This window comes from Paenibacillus rhizoplanae (assembly GCF_042684125.1).
Classification (GTDB): domain Bacteria; phylum Bacillota; class Bacilli; order Paenibacillales; family Paenibacillaceae; genus Paenibacillus_AQ; species Paenibacillus_AQ rhizoplanae.
This window is the reverse complement of record NZ_JBHUKY010000020.1, coordinates 39,930-55,997: the sequence shown is the minus strand read 5'-3', so window position 1 is coordinate 55,997 and position 16,068 is coordinate 39,930. Positions and strand designations below refer to the sequence as shown.

At 54.8% G+C, this 16,068-nt stretch carries 18 protein-coding genes; all 18 read right to left on the bottom strand.

Translation table 11 applies throughout. The features are described 5' to 3' along the window. Positions 1 to 5: 5 nt before the first annotated feature. The 18 genes from trpA to ACFSX3_RS09910 all read right to left on the bottom strand — a co-directional run bounded on the left by trpA (position 6) and on the right by ACFSX3_RS09910 (position 15,958). The gene (gene trpA, locus ACFSX3_RS09995) at positions 6 to 830 is read right to left on the bottom strand and encodes a tryptophan synthase subunit alpha (protein ID WP_209993903.1); all 825 of its coding nucleotides are present in this window, start codon (positions 828 to 830) and stop codon (positions 6 to 8) included. Then, positions 827 to 2,026 carry a tryptophan synthase subunit beta gene (gene trpB, locus ACFSX3_RS09990; RefSeq protein WP_076079183.1) on the bottom strand — a complete coding sequence of 400 codons (1,200 nt, stop codon included), beginning with the start codon at positions 2,024 to 2,026 and terminating at the stop codon, positions 827 to 829. Before trpB ends, trpA begins: the two co-directional genes overlap by 4 nt. After that, positions 2,023 to 2,703, bottom strand: coding sequence for a phosphoribosylanthranilate isomerase (locus tag ACFSX3_RS09985; protein ID WP_209993904.1), 681 nt, complete (start codon positions 2,701 to 2,703; stop codon positions 2,023 to 2,025). Before ACFSX3_RS09985 ends, trpB begins: the two co-directional genes overlap by 4 nt. Next, entirely contained in the window at positions 2,696 to 3,526 is an 831-nt protein-coding gene (gene trpC / locus ACFSX3_RS09980) for an indole-3-glycerol phosphate synthase TrpC (RefSeq protein WP_209993905.1), read from the bottom strand. Before trpC ends, ACFSX3_RS09985 begins: the two co-directional genes overlap by 8 nt. Continuing rightward, positions 3,516 to 4,556: an anthranilate phosphoribosyltransferase gene (trpD, locus tag ACFSX3_RS09975; protein ID WP_209993906.1), complete on the bottom strand. Its 1,041-nt coding sequence runs from the start codon at positions 4,554 to 4,556 to the stop codon at positions 3,516 to 3,518. The genes trpC and trpD overlap by 11 nt, the downstream gene beginning before the upstream one ends. 78 nt (positions 4,557 to 4,634) lie before the next feature. Then, complete coding sequence (trpE, locus tag ACFSX3_RS09970) at positions 4,635 to 6,188, bottom strand: anthranilate synthase component I (protein WP_209993907.1); 1,554 nt, start codon at positions 6,186 to 6,188, stop codon at positions 4,635 to 4,637. Positions 6,189 to 6,543: 355 nt separating this feature from the next. Then, positions 6,544 to 6,915: a chorismate mutase gene (gene aroH, locus ACFSX3_RS09965; RefSeq protein ID WP_036698124.1), complete on the bottom strand. Its 372-nt coding sequence runs from the start codon at positions 6,913 to 6,915 to the stop codon at positions 6,544 to 6,546. Further along, the gene (gene aroB, locus ACFSX3_RS09960; protein ID WP_209993908.1) at positions 6,909 to 8,012 is read right to left on the bottom strand and encodes a 3-dehydroquinate synthase; all 1,104 of its coding nucleotides are present in this window, start codon (positions 8,010 to 8,012) and stop codon (positions 6,909 to 6,911) included. The genes aroH and aroB overlap by 7 nt, the downstream gene beginning before the upstream one ends. A gap of 1 nt (position 8,013) precedes the next feature. Further along, positions 8,014 to 9,183 carry a chorismate synthase gene (gene aroC / locus ACFSX3_RS09955; RefSeq protein WP_209993909.1) on the bottom strand — a complete coding sequence of 390 codons (1,170 nt, stop codon included), beginning with the start codon at positions 9,181 to 9,183 and terminating at the stop codon, positions 8,014 to 8,016. Positions 9,184 to 9,366: 183 nt separating this feature from the next. Next, positions 9,367 to 9,543: a hypothetical protein gene (locus tag ACFSX3_RS09950; RefSeq protein ID WP_209993910.1), complete on the bottom strand. Its 177-nt coding sequence runs from the start codon at positions 9,541 to 9,543 to the stop codon at positions 9,367 to 9,369. 108 nt (positions 9,544 to 9,651) lie between these two features. After that, positions 9,652 to 10,455 (bottom strand): CheR family methyltransferase, encoded by an 804-nt coding sequence (locus ACFSX3_RS09945; RefSeq protein WP_339218746.1) that lies wholly within the window; start codon positions 10,453 to 10,455, stop codon positions 9,652 to 9,654. A 27-nt stretch (positions 10,456 to 10,482) separates the two neighbouring features. Continuing rightward, complete coding sequence (ndk, locus tag ACFSX3_RS09940) at positions 10,483 to 10,926, bottom strand: nucleoside-diphosphate kinase (protein ID WP_036727303.1); 444 nt, start codon at positions 10,924 to 10,926, stop codon at positions 10,483 to 10,485. 110 nt (positions 10,927 to 11,036) lie between these two features. Next, positions 11,037 to 12,005 (bottom strand): polyprenyl synthetase family protein, encoded by a 969-nt coding sequence (locus tag ACFSX3_RS09935; protein ID WP_209993911.1) that lies wholly within the window; start codon positions 12,003 to 12,005, stop codon positions 11,037 to 11,039. Beyond that, positions 12,002 to 12,862, bottom strand: a complete 861-nt coding sequence (locus ACFSX3_RS09930; protein ID WP_209993912.1) for a menaquinone biosynthetic enzyme MqnA/MqnD family protein — start codon at positions 12,860 to 12,862, stop codon at positions 12,002 to 12,004. The genes ACFSX3_RS09935 and ACFSX3_RS09930 overlap by 4 nt, the downstream gene beginning before the upstream one ends. A gap of 3 nt (positions 12,863 to 12,865) precedes the next feature. Then, entirely contained in the window at positions 12,866 to 13,468 is a 603-nt protein-coding gene (locus ACFSX3_RS09925; RefSeq protein WP_209993913.1) for a UbiX family flavin prenyltransferase, read from the bottom strand. Beyond that, positions 13,465 to 14,340, bottom strand: a complete 876-nt coding sequence (locus ACFSX3_RS09920) for a UbiA-like polyprenyltransferase (RefSeq protein ID WP_209993914.1) — start codon at positions 14,338 to 14,340, stop codon at positions 13,465 to 13,467. Before ACFSX3_RS09920 ends, ACFSX3_RS09925 begins: the two co-directional genes overlap by 4 nt. Next, positions 14,333 to 15,085: a demethylmenaquinone methyltransferase gene (locus ACFSX3_RS09915; protein ID WP_209993915.1), complete on the bottom strand. Its 753-nt coding sequence runs from the start codon at positions 15,083 to 15,085 to the stop codon at positions 14,333 to 14,335. The genes ACFSX3_RS09920 and ACFSX3_RS09915 overlap by 8 nt, the downstream gene beginning before the upstream one ends. Positions 15,086 to 15,088: 3 nt before the next feature. Beyond that, the gene (locus ACFSX3_RS09910) at positions 15,089 to 15,958 is read right to left on the bottom strand and encodes a heptaprenyl diphosphate synthase component 1 (RefSeq protein WP_209993916.1); all 870 of its coding nucleotides are present in this window, start codon (positions 15,956 to 15,958) and stop codon (positions 15,089 to 15,091) included. Positions 15,959 to 16,068 lie beyond the last annotated feature (110 nt).

Below are 16,068 nucleotides of genomic sequence, written 5' to 3'. Positions count from 1 at the left end.
AAAAGTTAATTAGGTCTTAATTGTGCCACAAATTCACGAATTTGCAACAGTCCGGCGCTTCTCGTCTGCGGCTGGGACAGCAGGGGAATAACCTCCTCCACCTTGCGGACAATGGCGCTTCCGACTACAACACCATCACAGATCTTGGCAAAACGGGATACCTGTTCTCCAGTGGAGATCCCGAATCCTACAGCGACAGGCAGGTCCGTAGCCCGGCGGACGGACGCAATGAACTCATCTACTCCACTGTGGAAGCTAGAGCGTTCCCCGGTTACACCGAGTGAGGATACGCAATAGACGAAGCCGCTCGCACCGGATACGATCCGGGCGATCCGTTCGCTGGAGGTCGGGGCCACGAGCGGAATGAGATTCACTCCGGCGGCGCGGCTGCGTACACGCAGGTCCTCCGATTCCTCAACCGGCACATCAGGAATGATCAGCCCGCTGATCTCATGGGCATTCAGCTCCGCAAAAAACGTATCCAGCCCCATCTGCATCACCGGATTGTAATAAGTGAACAGGATGAACGGCAGCTCACTGCCTGCCTGCCGCGCCTTCAGCGCCGTCTCCATGCAGGTGCGCAGATGAACCTTGCTGCGCAGCGCTCTTGCGGACGCCCGTTGGATGACCGGACCATCGGCGAGCGGATCAGAGTAAGGAACGCCAAGCTCCAGGATATCCGCTCCGGCTGCCTCCAGCTCGGCAATAATATCCAGTGTCGTCTCAAGATCAGGATCGCCTACGGTAAGGAACGGAATAAGGGCAGTACGGCCTTCCGCCTTCAGCCGGTTAAACGTCAGGTCCATCCGGTTTGTCGTTTCAGTTGTCATTGCTGCTCCGCCCCTTCCGTATAAGCCATAATGGATTCGACGTCCTTGTCGCCGCGTCCCGACAGGCAGATCACCACAATATCATCCTTGGTCAGCGTCTTGCCGAGCTTCACCACATGGGCAATAGCATGAGCCGATTCCAGGGCGGGAATAATCCCTTCCGTCACGCAGAGCAGCTTCAGCGCATCCAGCGCTTCCGCATCCGTCACCGGCACATACTGGGCACGGTGAATGTCCTTGAGATAGGAATGCTCCGGCCCCACGCCCGGATAATCAAGACCTGCCGATATGGAATGGGCCTCGATGACCTGTCCGTGCTCATCCTGCAGCAGATAGCTCAGCGAGCCCTGGAACACGCCATGGCTTCCCTTGCTCATGGTTGCTGCATGGAACGGAGTGTCTACGCCTTTACCGGCAGCTTCAACCCCAATCATCGCCACCTGCTCATCCTCCATGAACGGATAGAACATGCCGATGGCATTGCTGCCTCCGCCTACAGCGGCAACCAGCAGATCCGGCAGACGCCCTTCCGCTTCGAGAATCTGGCGGCGGGTCTCATCCCCGATAATCCGCTGGAAGTTACGGACCATCATCGGATACGGATGGGGACCGACCGCAGAGCCAAGCACGTAGAAGGTATCTTCCACATTGCTCACCCAGTAGCGGAGCGCCTCATTACCAGCATCCTTCAGCGTTCTGGAACCGGAGGTCACCGGAATAACCTCTGCCCCTAGCAGCTTCATCCGGAAGACATTCAGCGCCTGACGGCGGGTATCCTCTTCGCCCATGAACACCTTGCATTCCATGCCGAGCAATGCGGCTACCGTAGCTGTCGCTACTCCGTGCTGGCCTGCGCCGGTTTCGGCAATCACCTTGGTTTTACCCATCATTTTGGCCAGGATGCCTTGTCCGATCGCGTTGTTAATCTTGTGCGCGCCCGTATGATTGAGGTCCTCCCGCTTCAGATAGATTTTGGCCTCACCAAGCTCTTTACTTAGCCGCTCTGCATAATACAGCGGGGTCTCACGGCCCGAATATTGCTTGAGCAGATAATCTATTTCCTCCTGAAAAGCCGGGTCTGCCGAGAATTTATTGTAGGCTTCCTCCAGCTCAATCAGTGCAGTCATCAAGGTCTCAGGAACGAAGCGGCCTCCAAAAGAACCAAAACGTCCATTTTTGTCCGGTACTTGTATCATGATTGCTTCACCCTTTCTACGAAAGCTGTCATTTTGGCAATGTCCTTACTGCCGCTAGTCTCTACTCCGCTGGAGACATCCACGCCATAAGGGGCGTAGCCGTCCAGCAGTTCGTTCACATTGTCCGGATGCAAGCCTCCGGCTATAAATAAAGGCAGCGCATGCTTCGCCGCCGCTTGCTGGTATAAGGGAATCTGTTCCCAATCAAATGTACGGCCAGTACCGCCGCGCTCCCGCGGATCATAGGTATCCAGCAGCAGCGCATCAATGGTGCCTGCATAGCCGTCCAGCAGAGTATGAACCTCATCCCCTGCATCAGGATTGCGCCCGGCAACCGAAAGGGCCTTCCAGACCTTAACCTGGGGAAAAGCCGCCTTGACCTCCGCACAGAACTGCGGACTCTCCTGTCCATGAAGCTGCACGACATCCAGCGGTACAGTTCTCAGCAGCTCTGCCAGCTCAGAAAGGCCGGGATTAACGAATACGCCCACCGGGCGGGGCGCAGGCTCCGACTTCCAGTTGCCCAGCTCTGCAATCAGCTCCGCAGCCACTCCCGCGGTAACCCTCCGGCGGCTGGGTGCAAACACCAGGCCTACATAATCGAGCGGCAAACTATTCATAGATTTTAGCACTTCAACGCCCTGAAGTCCACAGATTTTTACGAGGGGTTCAGTCATGCCGCACACGGTCCTTCCCGGCAGAAAGCGGACCGAGCAGCTGATGGACCGCCTGCTCTACATCCGGCTGGCGCATCAGGTATTCTCCGACCAGCACACCGGTTGCCCGTGTCTTGCGGAGATACGCAATGTCCTCCGGCCCGGTAATCCCGCTCTCGCTGATTACCGGAAGACCGGCGGGTAGCAAAGCTGCCAGCTCCTCCGTAGCGGAGAGTGAGGTTTCGAACGTCTTGAGATTCCGGTTATTGATGCCCAGCAGAACCCCCGGATGTACGGCCTTACCAGTAGACAATACCGTCTCCAGTTCAGTGCGGTCATGGACCTCAATCAGAATATCGAGTCCAAGTGCGACAGCGGAGTCGGTGAACGCGGCGAGCTGCTGCGGGGTCAGAATGGCCGCAATCAGCAGAACGGCATCCGCACCAAGCAGGCGGGCCTCATAGATCTGCTTCTCATCAATGATGAAGTCCTTGCGCAGCAGCGGAAGCTGCACCGCCTCTCTTACCTGTTGAAGATACACGCCGCTGCCCTGAAAATAATCCTTGTCCGTCAGCACGGACAGGCAATCTGCTCCTCCCGCTTCATAGCCCCGGGCAATCGTCACCGGATCAAAATCGGCCCGGATCAGTCCCTTGGACGGCGAGGCCTTTTTCACCTCGGCGATCAGCCCCATCTCCCGGTTCCGGCGTTCAGTCAAGGCGCTGCGGAAGCCTCTGGTAGCAGGCAATGCGGCAATGGAGCGCTCCGCCGCGCCAAGCGAGAATTGCTGGCTTAACGCTTCTACCTCTTTCATTTTCGTGGCAACAATCCGGTCAAGATACATAATCAAGCTCCTTTGTCATCGCTTTTAACTGTTCCAGCTTGCGCAGGGCCGCCCCTGAATCCACAACCTCTCGGGCACGGTCCACGCCTTCCTTAAGTGTATCGGCAAGACCGGCGACATAGATGCAAGCCCCGGCATTTGCCAGTACGATGTCACGGTACGGATTGATATTACCCTCCAGCACTGTAGTGATAATCGCCGCATTCTCTGCGGCATCGCCGCCCATGACGTCCTCCAGCGTATGCTGGCTGAGGCCAAGCTCCTGCGGTGTAATTTCGTAGGTGGTGACTACGCCCTGCTTCAACTCAGAGACCTGAGTCGGTGCCGAGATGCTGATCTCATCCAAGCCATCGAGGCTGCTGACAATCATCGCCCGCTTGGAGCCGAGCTCACCCAGGACTTTGGCAACCGTCTCTGTCTTATTGCGGTCATAAATGCCCATCAGCTGCCGGTCTGCTCCGGCCGGATTGGTCAGCGGGCCCAGCATATTGAAGACCGTCCGCACACCCAGCTCACGGCGGGGAGCAGCGGCATGCTTCATGGACGGATGATAGATTTGAGCGAACAGGAAGCAGATGCCGATACTGTCCAGACATTGCCGCGCCTGCTCCGCATTCAGATGAATATTGACGCCGAGCGCCTCCAGCACATCTGCACTGCCCGCTCTGCCGGACGCCGAACGGTTGCCGTGCTTCGCCACTCTTACAGAAGCTGCGGAGGAAATGATCGCCGAAGCTGTGGAGATATTGAATTTATGAATGCCGGAGCCGCCCGTGCCGCAAGTATCCAGCAGCTGGCTTCGTTCTGTAAGCACCTGTGTGCCGAAACCGCGCATCGCCTCAGCGAAGCCGGTGATTTCTTCAACGGTCTCCCCTTTAATCCGCAGCGCGGTCAGCAGCGATCCGATCTGCGCCGGTGAAGCTGCACCTTCCATAATCGTGCCCATAATCTCCCGGGCCTGCGTACGGGTAAGATCCTTTCCCTCGATTAAACCGGCAATTCCTGATTGTATTAACTGGCTTGCGTCCATAGTTGATGTCCTCCTAAAAGTTTTAAGTTTTATGGAGCAGTCTCTGCTCTTCTGATCTCGTCTCTGCTAATTCCCGGTTCACGGGGTATATTCGTACATATAATCCTGGTTAATGACCTGCTTTTCCTTCACCTCGGTTGGGAACATGGCTTCCGCCATACGGATCGCCTTCAGCATCCCCTTGGCCTTGTTCACCGTCTCCTCATATTCCTTCTCCGGCACAGAATCCCAGACGATTCCTGCTCCGGCCTGCACATAAGCGCGGCCTTTGCGGAAGATAATCGTGCGGATCGTGATGCAGGAATCCATGTTCCCGGAGAAGCCGAGATATCCGATCGCACCGGCATAAGCGCCGCGGGCTTCCCGCTCCAGCTCGGCGATAATCTCCATCGCCCGCAGCTTCGGCGCTCCCGATACCGTACCTGCCGGAAGGCAGGAGAGGAAGGCATCGAAGAAATCCTTATCCTCGGCCAGCGTTCCGGTCACATTCGAGACCAGATGCATGACATGCGAGTATTTCTCGATCTCCATGAATGTATTGCATTTCACGCTGCCGAATTTCGAGACCCGGCCCAGATCATTGCGGCCCAGGTCTACCAGCATCAGATGCTCCGCACGTTCCTTCTCATCCTCCAGCAGCTCTGCGGCGAGCTGATGATCTTCTGCAGGTGTTGCTCCGCGCGGCCGGGTTCCGGCAATCGGCCGGGTCTCCACCCGTCCGCCGTCTACCTTGACCAGCGCTTCCGGCGAGGTACCGACGATGATCTCCTCATCCATTTTCAGATAATACATATAGGGAGAAGGGTTCAGAATGCGCAGCATCCGGTACACATGCAGCGGAGAGACCTCGGTCTCGATATGCATCCGCTGCGACAGCACCACCTGGAAAATATCTCCGGCACGAATGTATTCTTTGGCCTGCTCTACGTTCTGGATGTACTGCTCCTTCGTGAGATTGGAGTGAACCTCTCCCAGTTCAATGTCCTGCGGAATACTGCGGCGGTTGACGTTCTCCTTCGGACCTTCCTTTTGCAGCTCCTCTGCCAGATTCACCAAGCGGCTGCTCAGCTCCTCATAGTTGGCCCGGATATCCGAATCCGTATCGCCATCCTTGATATGAAGATTACCCACCAGCAGGATCTGCTGCTTCACATGATCGAAGACGATAATGCGGTCACAGAACATAAAACGGATGTCATCCATATTCAGATCATCTACGGCATGTGCGGACAGCTTCTCGTAATATTGCAGCAGATCGTAACCGAAGAATCCGATGGCTCCGCCTGTAAACGGCGGCATGCCGTCCAGCTTGGGACTGCGATAGGAACGGAGCAGCGCTTTCAGCTCCTCGACAGGTTTGCCGGACAGCTGTTTTTTCTCGCCGCCGACCTCCACCTGGATCAGCCCCTTTTTGCCGGAGATCATCAGGAACGGATCACTGCCGATAAAAGAATAACGCGCCCATTGAATGCCGCCCTCTACACTCTCCAGCAAAAATGCTCGATCCTGCTCTGCAAACCGCTGGAACAGCCGGATCGGCGTTTCCATATCAGCCAGCAATCTTGTTACGACCGGGATCAGATTGTATTCGCGCGACAGCGACACCACTTCTTCAATGCTCGGATTCGTCACTTGGGTAACCTCCTAGGGTGATAACGGATATTGTCCGAAATACAGAAAAACCTCTACCGGAGTAGAGGTTTGTTGATAGTCAGTATGTGAATAAGCGCCTCGGACCGGCATGAACCCAATCGAATGCATGAGAATCCTCCATGGATACAGGGATAGCGCAGATGCAACTCATCATAAGTTACGGCTATACAGGTATGCCAAAAAAAGATCACTGACAGTCAATGGTCTGCTCTACTAAAAGTCCTACACTCTGCTCAACTATACTCCACTCAACTCATTCTAAACTCTGCTTAACTCGGCTAACCTCACTATACATGATGACGGTAGTCATTGACAACCCCGGAACTATAATTTATTACTTGCTCTGTGAGAGATCCGGGCGAAGCCGCTGGGCTTCATTCAGATACACATGACGGATATCCCGCTGGGATTTGTCGGTGTTCACCTGCACCATCAGGCGGATGCAATTCGGCAGGCTGCCCTTCACAGGGATCTCCACGGAACACATCAGCGGAACCATCTCCCAGCCTTCAATCTCACGGATCGCCCGTGCCGGGAAGGTCGCATCCAGATCCGTAGTCATCGTAATCCACACACTGCAGATATCCTCTGCGATCACATCATTGCGCTCCACAATTTCCCTTAGCAGGATCACCGTTTCACGTAAAATTTCCGTCTCTTCATTCTGGGTTACGGTCGTTGCACCGCGTATGCCCCGGTTCACCATGGGCTCCCCTCCTTCTTAAGCTGAGCTATGACTTCTGTAACATCGCTTGCTTGTACATCACTGATGATACTAACTTCACCAATGGCCTCCGGCACGATAAAAGTCATTCGGCCTTCCTTGAATTTCTTGTCATGCATCATCGCTTCCATCAGCTCTTTCCCGCTATACTTCGAAGGAAGCCGGGTTGGCAGCGACAGGGCGGCGAGCATGGACACGGTATCCTCGTAGATCTGTCTGTCCCGGCCCAGCTTCGCGGCGAGCAGAGCAGATCCGGCCATGCCAATCGCAATCGCCTCTCCATGCAGGAAGGTGCCATAGCCCCCGACAGCTTCAATAGCATGTCCGATGGTATGCCCCAGATTCAGAATCGCGCGCTGTCCGTGCTCGCGTTCATCACCGCCGATTACATCCGCCTTGATCGCACAACCGCGTTCCAGCGCATACCCCAGCGCCTCGGGGTCCAAAGCCAGCAGCTCATCCGCATGCTCACGGCACCAGTAAGCGAACTCACGGTCCAGGATCAGCCCGTGCTTGACCACCTCAGCCAGGCCTGAAGCGACCTGCCGGGGTGGAAGCGTTGCTAAGGTGTCCAGATCATATAACACCATCGACGGCTGATAAAAGGCGCCCAGCATATTCTTGGCCAGCGGATGGTTAACGGCTACCTTGCCGCCTACGCTGCTGTCATGGGCGAGAATGGTTGTTGGAATCTGCATGAACCCGATTCCCCGCATATAAGATGCGGCAACGAAGCCGGCCAGATCGCCAACGACTCCCCCGCCAAGCGCAAGCACGGCTGAGCTGCGGTCCAGCCCGCCCTGGATGGCTGTGGTGATGACTTCTTCATAGACAGCTAGTGACTTCGAGGCTTCACCCGCCTGAATGACATGGCTGACCACCGTATATCCGCTGCTGCGGAGGGAGGCCTCCACCTGCTCCAGATAACGCGGCGCGACTTCCGTATCGCTGACCACCAGCAGCGGGCTGCGCTGTGCGAACCCGGCTTCGATGCAGCGTTCGCCAATGCTGCGCAGCAGACCGCTGCCGATATAAATCGGATATGAACGTTCGCCTAAGTCTACAGTAATGCTGCGCATCCTAATAGCTCTCCAGCTGGGCCAGGTAATTATTGTAGTTCGCACGGATCTCTTCCAGAGAATCCCCGCCGAATTTGTCCAGGAACGCCTTGGCAATCTCCCAGGCTACTACACTCTCCAGTACGACACAAGCCGCCGGAACGGCACAGGCGTCTGAGCGCTCCACCTGGGCAGTGAACGGCTCCTTCGTATCGATATCCACACTCTGCAGCGGTTTGTACAGCGTCGGGATCGGCTTCATTACCCCTCTGACGACCACCGGCATCCCATTGGTCATTCCGCCTTCGAACCCGCCCAGACGGTTGCTCGCCCGGTAGTAACCCTGCGAGGCTTCATACATGATCTCGTCATGGACCTGTGAGCCGCGCAGCTTCCCGGCTTCGAAGCCGATGCCGATCTCCACGCCCTTGAAGGCATTGATCGACATCACGGCTCCGGCGATGGCACCGTCCAGCTTGCGGTCGGACTGTACATAACTGCCAAGGCCGATAGGCAGACCTTCGACAATACATTCCACAATCCCGCCGACGGAGTCGCCTTCTTCCTTGATCTTGTCTATGTAAGCCTCCATCTTCTGCTCAGTCTCCTTGTCCACTACACGCACAGAGGATTCTTCAGTAAGAGCAATCAGCTCATCGATAGGCAGATCGTTAGCTGGTGCTTCGATCTCTCCGATGCGGATGACTTGTCCGGCAATTTTCACTCCGAAAGCTGCAAGCAGCTGACGGGCTACCGCGCCTACGGCTACTCTTGCTGCCGTCTCACGGGCGCTTGAGCGCTCCAGAACGTTGCGCAGATCGGTATGGTTATACTTAAGTCCGCCGTTCAGGTCCGCATGACCAGGACGCGGGCGGTTCACCCGGCGCTTCTCTTCGTCACTGCCCGGAATCGGTTCAATATTCATAATGTTCTTCCAGTGTGTCCAGTCCTTGTTCTCCACAATGAGCGCTACCGGAGCTCCCGTAGTATAGCCATGACGCACACCGCCGGCAATCTGGGCAGTATCCTTCTCAATCTGCATCCGGCGTCCGCGGCCGTAGCCCTTCTGTCTCCGGTGCAACTGGAAATTAAGCTCTTCAAAGTCTAGTGTCAAATTACTGGGCAATCCCTCAATAATGGCTGTAAGCTGGGGGCCGTGTGTTTCCCCCGCTGTTAAGTAGCGTAAACTCATGCTGCGTTCCCCCTTCACACTTTTGGACTGTAAACCGCTAAAATGTTAAATGTCTTTGCTTATTATAGTATAGGCTCTCCGCTTTGACAAGAAAGCAATAGCCCAACACGCCGCTGCCTGCGTTACAAAACAAGCGCCGCTCCTGCTCTTTCGAGTAGAAGCGGCGCTGCTGTGCTGCCCCGTTCAGGAGCCTGTCTCCAGACTGTCGCTGCCTGGTGCCGGAAAGCGGCTGCCGGTTCTGCTCTCTTCCGCAGTAAGCAGGCTCTGCAGCTGCAGCTCCTCGATGCCGAGAATCTGCCCGCATTCGCGGACGGTGAGGAACCCCCGCCGGTAGGCGGTGATGACCTTGCTTTTGTCCATCTGGGTTAACGACCTTTCACTTGGCGTTAGGTTTCTTGCTACTTCCCAGTATCACTGAAAAGCGCCTAAAGTATACCCCGCACCAAGTGAGATTCCAGCAGACTAATGCTATTTCTTGCGGTAAAAGAAGGTTTCGGTAGATTCGAAGCCATACTGCGCCGGTGTGAAGATCTGCTCCGTGCTGCCCACGAACAGATAGCCCCCGGGCCGCAGGCTGGCCGAGAATTTGTGATACAGCTTATTCTTGGCTTCTTCGGTGAAGTAGATCATGACATTGCGGCAGATAATCAGATCGAAACCTTCATCGAATTTATCCAGCAGCAGATTCTGCTTGCGGAAATCGATATTCTTCTTCAGTCCTTCACTGACCTTGAAGACCGGGCCTTCCGGTGTAAAATACCGGTCTGCGACATCTTTGGGCACATCCTTCAAGGAGCGCTCAAGATAGATCCCCTGCTTCGCCTTGGCCAGCGCCCCGTCATCAATATCTGTAGCCAGAATCCCGGTCTGAGCCAGAATATTCTTATCCGAGAGAATCATCGCCAGCGTATAAGGCTCTTCGCCTGTGGAACAGGCAGCACTCCATAGTTTCAGCCTGCGGCCGGAACGCTGAAGATCCGGCAGAATCACATCCCTCAGCACTTCCCAGCGGTTCGGATTCCGCCAGAATTCAGAGACATTGATCGTCATGCGGTCCAAAAACTCATAGAACAGAGCCTTGTCCTTCATCATGGCCGCATAGAATTCGTTAAAGGTATTGTAGCCGTTCTTCATCCGGAGCGTCGTCAGCCGACGCTTCATCTGTGCTTCCTTATACTGCGCAAGGTCAATGCCGGTGCTTTGTTTAATATTATGAATAAATCCGGTGTAATCAGGGTCCGGTGCTAATGAGGATTCGTCACGTTCAGCCATAATAATCTCCTGTCTCCTGCCCGGATCTTACATCCAGGCCGCGATGTCTTTATGATACTGTGCCAGCTCATCCGGAGCGAAGAAATTGGCGATCTCACGTGCTGCACTGTCCGGTGAATCCGATCCGTGGATCAGATTAAGCGGAGTATGGCTGGCATAATCCCCGCGGATGGTGCCCGGCAGGGCCTCACCGACTTTGGTTTTGCCGATCAGGAGCCTGGATAATGCGATGACATCATCGCCTTCCCATACCATGGCGAACACAGGACCGGAGGTAATGAAGCTTACCAGCTCCGGGAAAAAATCCTTGCCGTCATGCTCTGCATAATGCTTCTTGGCCTGCTCCTCTGTAACGGTAATCAGCTTGGCAGCCACCAGCTTGAACCCCTTGTCTTCCAGGCGGGCGACGATGCGTCCGATTAATCCGCGCTGTACACCATCCGGTTTGATCATCAGATACGTTTGTTCCATAGAGTCACTCTCCAATTTCCCTTATTCTAAATGAATGGCTGTTTATGGTCTGATATTATCAGAAACCCAGGCATCTGTGAACGTAAATTTACAGGTGAGTTCTTATATTTTCAATAAGCCCGGCCTGTCACGAAAAAGGCGATATCGCGCAAATTGCGCTTAGTCCGGTTGCTTGGCAGCTGATCCAGCGCTTCGAGCGCCTTGGCAATATAACGGGAAGCCAGCTCCTCCGCACGGGAAATCCCGTCGCCGGAGAGAATCAGATCAATAGCCCGGCCGACCCCGCTGTTCCCTTCACGAATCGCTTCAAGCTCTTCCAGCAGGCGGCTGCGGAGCCTGTCATCTTGTAGAGTGTAGATAACAGGCAGTGTAATATTCCCCTGCCGCATATCGCTTCCAGGCGGCTTGCCAATTTGCTTCTCCGTTCCGGAGAGATCGAGCAGATCATCACGGATTTGAAACGCCATTCCAACGTTATATCCGTAATTATAGAGGAGCCTGGCGGTTCCCGGCTCCGCATCTGCAGCCAGAGCGCCAAGCTGACAGCTGACGGCAATCAGCAGCGCTGTCTTGCGGCGGATTCTCCGCAGGTAATGGCGCACGCTCTGTCCGCTGTTGAAGAAGTCGCGGATCTGCTCCATCTCTCCGATGGACATCTCAACCATGGCTTTGGAGAGAATCTGATGAATCAGGGGATTTTTCAGCCCTGAAGTCATCACCAGGGCCTTCGCATAAATATAGTCGCCGGTGTACATGGCGATCTTGTCGCCCCATTTTGCCTTAACGGTAGGCTCACCCCGCCGGAGCTCCGCATCGTCAATGACATCATCATGAACCAGTGAGGCGCTGTGAATCAGCTCCAGCGGAATAGCGACGCGCTTCAGCTTATCGAGGTCATAAGTGCCGAATTTGCCGCCCATCAGGACGAATACCGGCCGAAGGCGCTTGCCCCCTGCCCTCAGCAGGTGCAGCGAGGTTTCGCTCAGCAGATCATCGTCTCCCTGGACACTGCGGTACAGCTCTTTCTCAATCTGATCCATATCTTTGTTCAGCAAGCCGAATATTTGCAGTCGCTTCATTCTTTCACCCGTGTCAGCAGATTGTGGCTCCAAATCTCCATCTTCACTTCCTGCGGCAGCAGGCCCAATTCATAGGCATAGCGGAAATAGAGGTTCAGACCTTCTTGCTGCCTTTCCCCAAAGTCATAACACAAATTACGGAAGTAATCATTCCAATAGGAGGCCATGCCCCCGATCGTGCGGCAGGCTTCATGAATTACCGGTCCCAGCTCATTCAGGCCGCGTCTCTTGCTCCGCTCGAAGGCTTCGGCGATCTCGGCAATAGCCTCCGGACTCCGGGCTGCAGCCTTACGGTTAACCGCCCATACGGCAAAGGTCATACAGTGGCCGGTCCATTCCTTCCACAGCTCGCCCAGATCCGTCACTTCATATCCCTGATCCTGCCAGGAAGCGCGGATGGCATGATCACCGATCAAGAGGCCGGCATCAGCCTGCTGCATCATAGCATTCAGATCGGGCTCGGTGCTAATGTACTCCGGGCTGGCTCCCAAGGCCTTATGCATCAGGATCTTCAACAAATTAACCGAGGTAGCCGAGGTGTTCGTCACCGCGATCGTTCCGCTGCCAATCTGCTGTAACGGCTTTTTGGAGAAAAGCAATATCGACCCCACCGGACCGTCCGCGCTGACGGACAGACCAGGCAGCAGCAGCAGCCGGTCGCTGGCTGCGGCGTAAGCGAAGGAGGATAAGGCCCCTACATGAATATCTCCAGCTGCCATGCCCTGATTAAGGACAGCCGGCACTTCACTCACCATTTCAGCAGGAAAGCTTAAAGAAGAAGGATGGAAATGATGATAGACAGGCCATGAATTGGTATAGCTGATTTTGCCGATGACAGTGTGTTCTAGGTCTGTCATCCTTCATTCCCCCCATCTGCGAAATAAAGTATGCTCAATCCCGAAGCTGTCAAGCACCTTCCCCACCATGAAATTGATCAGATCATCCATAGTTGCAGGGCCGAAATAGAACGCCGGCATCGCCGGAATCAGCTTGACCCCCATCCGCGACAGCTTCAGCATATTCTCCAGGTGAATCGCATGCAGCGGTGTCTCCCGGGGAACCAGAACGAGCGGACGGCCTTCCTTCAGCATGACATCCGCAGCCCGCGTCAGCAGATTGTCCGAGCTGCCATGTGCTACAGCAGACAGTGTTCCCATCGAGCAAGGCATAATAATCATCCCCTCTGTCCGGAAGGAACCGCTGGCAATCGAAGCGCCGATATCCTGCACCGGGTGATACAGAAGAGAACCGGGATAGCTGCCGAACTGCTCGTTCAGGAGTCCCTCCCGGTCTGATACGGCATAGCCCAGTTCCTCCTTGAAGACACGCCAGCCCGCATTACTTACAACCAGATGTACCGTGTAACCAAAGGAGAGAAGGGTCTCTGTCAGCCGGATGCCGTAGATCGCCCCGCTCGCGCCGGTAATGCCAACCACGAAGTTCTTAGGCTTAAGTTCGGTCATTTGTAGAACTGCACCACCAGGTCAATCAGAGTAAAGGAAAAGACAACAATGCTCAGCACACCGTTCATGGTGAAGAATGCAGTCTGCAGCTTGCTTAGATCACCCGGAGACACAATGTAGTGCTCATAGAACAGTATAATGTAGGCTAGCACCATGCCGGCTACATACCACCAGCTCAGCTCCGTGATGAACACCAGGGAGATGAAGCCGAGGGCGGTCAGCAGATGGAAGACCTTGGCAATCCCCAACGCACGGGCTACCCCGAAGCGCACCGGAATCGAATACAAGCCTTCCTTGCGGTCGAAGTCCACATCCTGGCAGGAGTAGATGATATCAAAGCCCGCTGTCCAGAATACGATCGTGAAATAGAAGATCATAGCAGTCAAGTCCACCGTTCCTGTAACCGCAACCCAGCCGCCTAGAGGGGCAAGGGCAATCGTAAGCCCTAGAATCAGGTGGCAAGCCCAGGTGAAGCGCTTGGTGAAGGAATAGAAGACCAGCAGAAAAACAGCAATCGGCAGCAGCTTCGCTGACAGCGGATTAAGCTTGAAGGCTGCCCAGAACAGCAAAAAGAAAGAGAACGCAATGAACAGCGATACCTCTCCAACCTTCAGTAATCCAGCCGGAATGGCTCTTCCCGCTGTCCGGGGATTCTTCGCATCACTGATCCGGTCGATCAGCCGGTTAAGCCCCATGGCCGCGCTGCGTGCGCCGAACATAGCAACAACTACCCATCCGATCTGGCTCCAGGAGGGCAGTTCCCCAAACATAACTACTGAACCAAGCAAAGCACCCATAAATGCAAAGGGTAACGCAAAAACCGTGTGCTCGAATTTAATCATTTGTAGAAAAATTCCGATTTTCTTAAACATTACAGTTCTCCTTGAGCCCAAGATGTAACGCTGCGATGCCACCGTTCAAGGGGAACGATTCCACTTTTGTAAGTCCGGTATCCCGGAAAATCTCTTCCAATTGCATCCTGTCCGGGAAGAGGGCCAGTGATTCTGGAAGCCATTTGTATTGCTCATACCGCTTGGCGAACAACCTGCCTAGCAGAGGAAGCACACGCTGGAAATAAAAATAATAAATACCTTTGAACGGCTGCTTCATCGGCTTCGACAGCTCCAGACATACCACCATTCCGCCCGGCTTCACCACGCGTTTCATCTCATTTAACACCTGAACGGGATCAGGCACATTACGGAGTCCAAAACCAATCGTCGCGTAATCGAAGGAATTGTCGCCGAACGGCAGCTCCATCGCATTGCCCTGAATCAGGGAGATACGGTCCTGCAGTCCGCGCGCCTCCACCTTGCGCCGTCCCACCTCCAGCATACCTGCGCTGAAGTCCAGCCCCATGACATTCCCGGACTCACTCGCGTCAGCGAGAGCAATACTCCAGTCGCAGGTACCGCAGCAGAGGTCCACTGCCGAGTCCCCGCGTTTCATGCCCATCTTGCGCATGGTGAACTTGCGCCAGGCCTTATGGCGGCGGAAGCTCAGAATATCATTCATCAGATCGTACTTGCCGGCAATGCTCTCAAATACCGAATGGACAAATTGCTCCTTCGGCTTGTCGCCTTGCTCACCTATTACGGTAGCTTTATCAACTGTCATTCTCTAACCCTCCACGGCAGCTTGTCCGGAAATTTTCATTTGCAGAAGCAGGCGGTCCAGTGCTGCTCTGAGCTGACCAGCCAGTTCCTCGTCCCTGATGCCCTGCAGTAACGCCTGAATGGACGCAAGTGATGCATGTAGCTTGTCCGTCAGCAGCGTATCGCATTTGCACCTCAGCTTCAGCTTCTGCCAGTCCTTAGGGTCCAGAGTCTGGCCCTTAAGCTGCTGACGCTCCTCTTCGGTTGCCGCTTCCAGCACCTTCCAGTAAGCATAGCCCTCCAGCGCACTTGTCGGCGCTGCTCCCCGGCGCAATTCCTGGGCTGCAGTCTCACACTGGCTGAATTCTGCGAGCAGCTTCTGCCAGATGTCTCTTAACGGTTCTTCAATCATCGGTGTAAAAGAAAGGAACAGCCGCATATTGAGCTGTACCGTGTGCTTCAAGTATTGGTCAGCCGGGACAAGCCTTCCGCTCATCTTGCCGAAAAGATTGGCCTTCATCACATTGAAATCAGCGATAGCCGCGCTTAATGTGCCCAGCATTTCGATCTGTCCGTGCCTCGCGAGCAGATGGTAGAACCAGCTGCTGAAATAGTCACCGGCCAGAACCTTCAGCTGGCGGGTACGCATAATATCGCCCCCGGGCTCTTGATGATTCCGGTCGATGCTCTCATGGGTATCCAGTCCAAGCTGGACGAGTCCGGTCACCAGGGTAAACAGCTCTCCCTGCTGGAAGTCCGCCTCCCGGCATCTGCCGAGAAAAATATATAACAAATGACCCCGCCCGTCTGAGAACGGCGGCAGTTCCGTATGCCGCTGAATCATATCGTAGTCGGTGTAAGGTTTAGCCAGTTGCGGTATGCGGTACGGTTTCATTTTAGCCTCCGAAGCCATTGACGTTTGTCAAACTCTTTGCTCACAATCTTGTCTATTATATCACATGTTTTTTTGTCACGCACGGGTGAAGCCCTCTAGTTTCATTTACC

What these genes read in the sequence shown, in the direction of transcription:
- ACFSX3_RS09935 (WP_209993911.1), bottom strand. Translation starts at nt 12,005, where the DNA reads ATGAAGCGACTGCAAATATTCGGCTTGCTGAACAAAGATATGGATCAG.
- aroB (WP_209993908.1), bottom strand. Translation starts at nt 8,012, where the DNA reads ATGCGCAGCATTACTGTAGACTTAGGCGAACGTTCATATCCGATTTAT.
- trpD (WP_209993906.1), bottom strand. Translation starts at nt 4,556, where the DNA reads ATGGACGCAAGCCAGTTAATACAATCAGGAATTGCCGGTTTAATCGAG.
- ACFSX3_RS09930 (WP_209993912.1), bottom strand. Translation starts at nt 12,862, where the DNA reads ATGACAGACCTAGAACACACTGTCATCGGCAAAATCAGCTATACCAAT.
- trpC (WP_209993905.1), bottom strand. Translation starts at nt 3,526, where the DNA reads ATGTATCTTGACCGGATTGTTGCCACGAAAATGAAAGAGGTAGAAGCG.
- ndk (WP_036727303.1), bottom strand. Translation starts at nt 10,926, where the DNA reads ATGGAACAAACGTATCTGATGATCAAACCGGATGGTGTACAGCGCGGA.
- ACFSX3_RS09920 (WP_209993914.1), bottom strand. Translation starts at nt 14,340, where the DNA reads ATGTTTAAGAAAATCGGAATTTTTCTACAAATGATTAAATTCGAGCAC.
- ACFSX3_RS09910 (WP_209993916.1), bottom strand. Translation starts at nt 15,958, where the DNA reads ATGAAACCGTACCGCATACCGCAACTGGCTAAACCTTACACCGACTAC.
- aroH (WP_036698124.1), bottom strand. Translation starts at nt 6,915, where the DNA reads ATGGTGAACCGGGGCATACGCGGTGCAACGACCGTAACCCAGAATGAA.
- trpB (WP_076079183.1), bottom strand. Translation starts at nt 2,026, where the DNA reads ATGATACAAGTACCGGACAAAAATGGACGTTTTGGTTCTTTTGGAGGC.
- ACFSX3_RS09945 (WP_339218746.1), bottom strand. Translation starts at nt 10,455, where the DNA reads ATGGCTGAACGTGACGAATCCTCATTAGCACCGGACCCTGATTACACC.
- ACFSX3_RS09950 (WP_209993910.1), bottom strand. Translation starts at nt 9,543, where the DNA reads ATGGACAAAAGCAAGGTCATCACCGCCTACCGGCGGGGGTTCCTCACC.
- aroC (WP_209993909.1), bottom strand. Translation starts at nt 9,183, where the DNA reads ATGAGTTTACGCTACTTAACAGCGGGGGAAACACACGGCCCCCAGCTT.
- trpA (WP_209993903.1), bottom strand. Translation starts at nt 830, where the DNA reads ATGACAACTGAAACGACAAACCGGATGGACCTGACGTTTAACCGGCTG.
- ACFSX3_RS09915 (WP_209993915.1), bottom strand. Translation starts at nt 15,085, where the DNA reads ATGACAGTTGATAAAGCTACCGTAATAGGTGAGCAAGGCGACAAGCCG.
- ACFSX3_RS09925 (WP_209993913.1), bottom strand. Translation starts at nt 13,468, where the DNA reads ATGACCGAACTTAAGCCTAAGAACTTCGTGGTTGGCATTACCGGCGCG.
- ACFSX3_RS09985 (WP_209993904.1), bottom strand. Translation starts at nt 2,703, where the DNA reads ATGACTGAACCCCTCGTAAAAATCTGTGGACTTCAGGGCGTTGAAGTG.